Source organism: Acidovorax sp. KNOB132, assembly GCF_057541515.1.
Window position 1 is genome coordinate 1 of sequence record NZ_BAAJYT010000240.1, and the last position, 5,485, is coordinate 5,485.

Genomic DNA, 5,485 nt, shown 5'->3' on the forward strand with positions numbered 1-5,485 from the left:
TGCTCGCCCGCGCGGGCCGCTTCCACCGCGGCGTTGAGGGCGAGGATGTTGGTCTGGAAGGCAATGCCATCGATCACGCCGATGATCTCGCCGATCTTGCCGCTGCTGTCCTGGATGCCGCGCATGGTGTCCACCACTTCGGCCACCACCGCCCCCCCTTGCTCGGCCACCGACGAGGCGGTCTGCGCCAGTTCGTTGGCCCGGCGCGCACTGTCGGCGTTCTGGCGCACGGTGCTGCCCAGCTGCTCCGCCGACGCCGCGGTCTGCTCCAGCGCCGAGGCCTGCCGCTCGGTGCGCGAGGACAGGTCGTGGTTGCCGGCGTCGATCTCGCTGCTGGCACCGGACACGCTTTCGGCGCTGTTGCGCACGGTCCGCACGACCGAAGCCAGCCGCGCGCTCATGCTGGCCATCGCCGCCATGATGCTGTTCGTATCCCCCGGCCGCACGGGAACGCGCGAAGCCAGATCGCCCGCCGCCACCGCGTCCGCGACACGCTTGAGCTCCGACGGATCGGCGCCGAGCTGCCGCACCACCGTGCGCAGGTAGACGCTCAGGCCGGCAAGGCAAGCCACCACGGCCAGCACCGCGGCCGTTGCCACCGCACGGCCCGTGGCCGCGTATTCCTTCACGTCGTTGATACGGGAGGACAGGCGCTCGCCCTGGCGGTCCTTTTCCTGGCCCAAGGGTGCCAGCAGGCGGTTGCGGGCGGGAATGGTCTGGTCCACCAGGAAGGCGAAGGCTTCCTCCTTGCGATCGGCCTGGATGAGCGCGAGGTTCTGCTCGCCGGTGGCCCAGAACGCGCGCATCAGCGCGGGCAGGGGCTCATAGGCGCGGCGCCCGTCGTCGGTGACCATGTTGGCGCCGAACTCTTCGAGGGTCTTTTGCAGCAGCTGGCGCTTTTCGGCGATGTCGGCCAACGCGGCATTCCGCTCTTCGGGTGTGCGCGACAGGATCGAGTGCCGCAGCTGCAGCGACACCCGCGTCACGTTCAGCTCCAGGGCCGCGATCCGCTGCAGTTGCGGCACGTTCCTGGAGCGGACCACCTCCGCGTCCTCGGTGACCTGCCCCATCATGATCCAGATCGCGACCGCCACCCCGCCAAGCAGGAGCAGGATGACCCCGTTGATGAGCATCAAACGGCGTGCGAGCGTGTTCCGTCCTTGTCCAACCTCCATAGCGATCCCCTGTGCCTTGATTGTTTTGACAGCGCCGCCGCATGGCGGGCCATACGGGACACTGCGGGTGGTGCGCAGGGGACATTGTTCGCGTTATTCGCAGGAAATGCCAGCCCCCCGTGTCCCACGGATGCAGAGGATCTATCGCCGCAGCGCTATGCGGGGCCGCAAAGCCCGTCCACGGCCTGGAACATCGACTGTCGCGCCTGGCTCACCACCTGGCCTTTCCAGGCGTCGGTGTCGGTGTAGAAGGCGGCCAGCATTTGAGCCCTGATCTGCGTTGCCAGCTCAGCCGGAGCCTCCGGATGCAGGTTCAGCCAGTGCTCGGCGCGCAGGGCCTGCATGACCTCCAGCACCGGCACCGTGCCGTATTCCATCGCGATGCCGGTGATTTCGGCCTGTGGACATTCTTCGTACACGCTGTTCCACATCAGGCCCGTGAGAAAAGCCGAGGTGGACGAACCGTCGTAGATCGAGGTGACCGGCGTGGCGCCGCCGCCGGCCCACCAGTCGCGCGCCCGCTGCACCGAGGCGGCATCGTCCCGGCCGGCATAGATGCGCTCGCCATGGCCGCTCGGCCCCAGGCCCGTGTGCAGATCGATCCAGGCGATGCGCCGGGCGTGCTCGCCCTGCTCGCGCAGCACCTGGCGCAAGGTGCGGTTGCTCCAGGTCGGGGCCGTGCCGCCGAAGAACAGCCCACCCGGAAACTCATGCTGGCCGCGGCTGATGGCGGCCTGCCACGCGGCCTCGCCGCGCTCGGCGATGAAGCGGAACACCGCCTCGCGGTTCTCGGCCGTGGGCGGCCACTGGTCGGGCAGCAGCAGCGGCTGGATCTCGCGGTAGGCCGCGTTCTCCGGCAGCGGCCGGGTGAAGTCGTGGAAATTGCGGTTCAGGTCCACGTTCTCGTGCGTGGCCCGGCGGATGTGCGAGAAGCCATACGGGTTGAGCCCATGCACGTAGAGCACGGCCACGCCCTGCTCGCGGGCCTTGGCGCGCCAGGCCTCGTCGTGCAGGGCGAACACCTGCACGCCGCTGCCGCAGTAGCCTTCGACCCCATGGCAGGCACTGCTCACGATGAGCAGGTGTTGCGCATGGTCCGGGCCGTCGCGCACCACGTCCATCGCCAGCGTCTCGCCGTCGCGCCCCTTGAGCGGGTGCGTGTGCGACTCCACCAGCAATCCGGCGGCCGCGGCGGCCTCCAGGAATTGGGTGCGGGCGCGCGCGTAGCTGGGGGAAAACGCCGGGGCGATACCGATCATGAAGATCTCCGTTCAAGAGGCCGGGAGGCAAAAAAAGGCAACGCAAAAACCCCGCCGCGAGCGGCAGGGCGCAGGCGCCCGAAGCACCCGAAAAACAGGAATGCCATCCGGCGCCCGTGGGAGCCAGGATGGAGGCCGGCACGCGCCAGCGGATCAGCCGGCCGGCCGGGACAGCCAGCCTTGTGCCAGCTGCACCCAGTAGGTGGCGCCGAGCGGGATCAGGTCGTCATTGAAGTCGTAGCTCGGGTTGTGCAGCGTGCAGGGGCCGCCGCCATGGCCCATGGCGCGGTGGTCGCCATCGCCGTTGGCGATGAAGCAGTAGGCGCCGGGCTTGGCCTGCAGCATGAAGGCGAAGTCTTCCGCGCCCATGGTGGGCTCCTGCCGCACCACGTTGGCCTCGCCCACGATGCCGGCCATGACCTGGCGCGCGAACTCCGCTTCGGCAGGCGAGTTGATGGTGGGCGGGTAGTTGCGCACGAACTCGAACTCGCACGTGGCCTCGTGCGCGGCGCAGGTGTGTTCGGCCACCTGCTTCATGCGGCGCTCGATCATGTCCAGCACCTCGACGCTGAAGGTGCGCACCGTGCCCTGCAGTTCGCAGCTGTCGGGCACCACATTGGTGGCCTCGCCGGTGTGGATCATGGTGACCGAGATCACGCCCGCATCCACCGGCTTCTTGTTGCGGCTGATGATGTTCTGGAAGGCCTGCACCATCAGGCAGGCGATCGGCACGGGATCGGTGCCCATGTGCGGCATGGCCGCGTGGCTGCCCTTTCCGCGGATGACGATCTTGAACTCGTTGCTGGAGGCCATCACCGGGCCGGGGCTCACGGCGAACTGGCCGGCCTTCATGCCGGGCCAGTTGTGCATGCCGAACACGGCCTGCATCGGGAACTGCTCGAACAGGCCATCCTCGATCATCACGCGCGCGCCGCCGCCGCCCTCCTCCGCCGGCTGGAAGATCAGGTACACGGTGCCGTCGAAGTCGCGGTGCTTGGCGAAGTGCTGCGCCGCGGCCAGCAGCATGGCCGTGTGGCCGTCGTGGCCGCAGGCGTGCATCTTGCCGGGGTGGGTGCTGGCGTGGGCGAAGGTGTTGAATTCGGTGATGGGCAGCGCGTCGATGTCGGCGCGCAGGCCGATGGCCCGGCCCGAGGCGCCGCCGTCGCGCCCGTGCACGATGCCGACCACGCCCGTCTTGCCCAGGCCGCGGTGGATGGGAATGCCCCATTCGGTGAGCTTGCCGGCCACCACGTCGGCGGTGCGGACTTCTTCAAAGCACAGTTCGGGATGCGCGTGGATGTCGCGGCGCACAGCGGCGATGCCGGCGGCCTGCGCAACGATGGAGTCGAGGACTTTCATAGGAACATTCCTTTAGCGGTGCACCAGGGCTGGACCCAGCGACCATGACGAAAAAGAAGGGCAGGAATGCAACATGCATGCCTGACGCACCGAGTCTAGGGCCTGCCTGCCCCACACGCCGGAAACTGCTTTGATTGACCTGGCGCAACCTGGGATGCTAATCGCCTCCATAGGATGCCGATAGTCCCAGCAGGCCAGCACGCAGCCTGCAGGTTTCGGCCCTTCGCAAACTCGATCGAATGGGCACCGCTACGTGCCACGTCCAAGCCATCTTCCACCGGTCCGATCCCCCGATGCCCCCCAGGGCATCCCTTCAGCGCAGAGAGCCAGGAAACCCCATGAAATTCTTCAACGGACTGAGCATCGGCACCCGCCTGCATGGCGTGTCCCTGCTATTGATCGCCGCACTGTCGGCCCTTGCCCTCACCTCCTGGCTCCAGCTCTCGGAAGTGGCGCGGCTGGCCGACGTGGCCGGCAAGACACGCGTGCTCCAGCTCGGGCTCATCGCCAGCACCGAGCTGAGCGTGACGCAAGTGCTGCTGGACCTGCGCCAGGCGCTGCTGGTGCAGTCGCCCCAGGGCATCGACGCCGCGGCCAAGGACATCGACGCGATGCGCCAGCAGATCACCCGCAACGATGACGCGTTCCTGCAGGGGGTGACCAACCAGGCCGGCCGCGACGCCTTCGAGCGCGACTGGCTACAGCTGCAGCGCGCCACCTGGCCCGCCGCCGAGGCCAACATGGCCCTGGTGCGTGGGGGGCAGCAGCCGCAGGCGCAGTCCATGCTGATGGAAAGGACCATTCCCACCTTCATGCCCATGCAGGCCTGGCTGAAGGCCGAACGCGAGCGCCAGAGCCAAACGCTGGCAACGGAGGTACAGGGGATCCAGTCCGCTGCCGACGCCACGCGGCGCCAGCTCACCGCCCTGGTCACGGTGATCGCCATTGGCCTGATCGCTTTTTCCTGGTACATCGCAAGGCTGCTGCGCACCCGCGTGAAGGTGTCGCAGGACGTGGCCGACCGGGTGCGCCAGGGCAACTTCACCCAGCCCGTGATGGACAGCGCCCACGACGAATTCAGTCCGCTGCTGCAGACCATGGCGACCATGCAGGCTTCGCTGACGGACGTCGTGGTGAACGTGCGCAACAACGCCGAAGGCGTGGCCACGGCCAGCGCGGAGATCGCCTCCGGCAACAACGACCTGGCCCAGCGCACCGAGCGGCAGGCCTCGGCGCTGCAGCAGACCGCCGCGTCGATGGAGCAGCTCAGCTCCACCGTCAAGCAGAACGCCGACAACGCCCGGGAGGCCAACCAGCTGGCCGCCGGCGCCAGCGCCATCGCGCAAAAGGGAGGCGACGTGGTGACGCAGGTCGTGGCAACCATGAAGGGCATCCACGACAGCAGCAAGAAGATCTCCGACATCATCGGCGTGATCGACAGCATTGCCTTCCAGACCAACATCCTGGCGCTGAGCGCTGCGGTGGAAGCCGCCCGCGCCGGCGAACAGGGCCGCGGCTTTGCCGTGGTGGCGAGCGAGGTGCGCAGCCTGGCCGGTCGCTCGGCCGAAGCGGCCAAGGAAATCAAGGCGCTCATCGGCAACTCGGTCGAGAAGGTGGAAGCGGGCTCGCGCTGGTGCAGGACGCGGGCACGACCATGGAAGAGATCGTGAGCAGCGTGCAGCGCGTGAGCGA

The 5,485-nt window shown here is 68.0% G+C and carries 4 protein-coding genes; 1 reads left to right on the forward strand and 3 read right to left on the reverse strand.

Features of this window, described 5'->3' with window-relative positions; genetic code table 11:
* The 3 genes from AC27IO_RS19875 to AC27IO_RS19885 all read right to left on the reverse strand — a co-directional run.
* Positions 1-1,133, reverse strand: a 1,133-nt coding sequence (locus tag AC27IO_RS19875; RefSeq protein WP_498740363.1) for a methyl-accepting chemotaxis protein, incomplete at its 3' end; no start/stop codon positions are given.
* A 197-nt stretch (positions 1,134-1,330) separates the two neighbouring features.
* On the reverse strand, positions 1,331-2,434 hold the full coding sequence (locus AC27IO_RS19880; RefSeq protein ID WP_284431658.1) for a M14 family metallopeptidase: 1,104 nt from the start codon (positions 2,432-2,434) through the stop codon (positions 1,331-1,333).
* A gap of 153 nt (positions 2,435-2,587) precedes the next feature.
* Positions 2,588-3,793, reverse strand: coding sequence for a M20 aminoacylase family protein (locus tag AC27IO_RS19885; protein WP_272549320.1), 1,206 nt, complete (start codon positions 3,791-3,793; stop codon positions 2,588-2,590).
* A 338-nt stretch (positions 3,794-4,131) separates the two neighbouring features.
* Here AC27IO_RS19885 and AC27IO_RS19890 point away from each other — a divergent pair, with 338 nt between their 5' ends.
* Positions 4,132-5,463 carry a methyl-accepting chemotaxis protein gene (locus tag AC27IO_RS19890; protein ID WP_498740366.1) on the forward strand — a complete coding sequence of 444 codons (1,332 nt, stop codon included), beginning with the start codon at positions 4,132-4,134 and terminating at the stop codon, positions 5,461-5,463.
* The last annotated feature ends 22 nt before the right edge of the window (positions 5,464-5,485 follow it).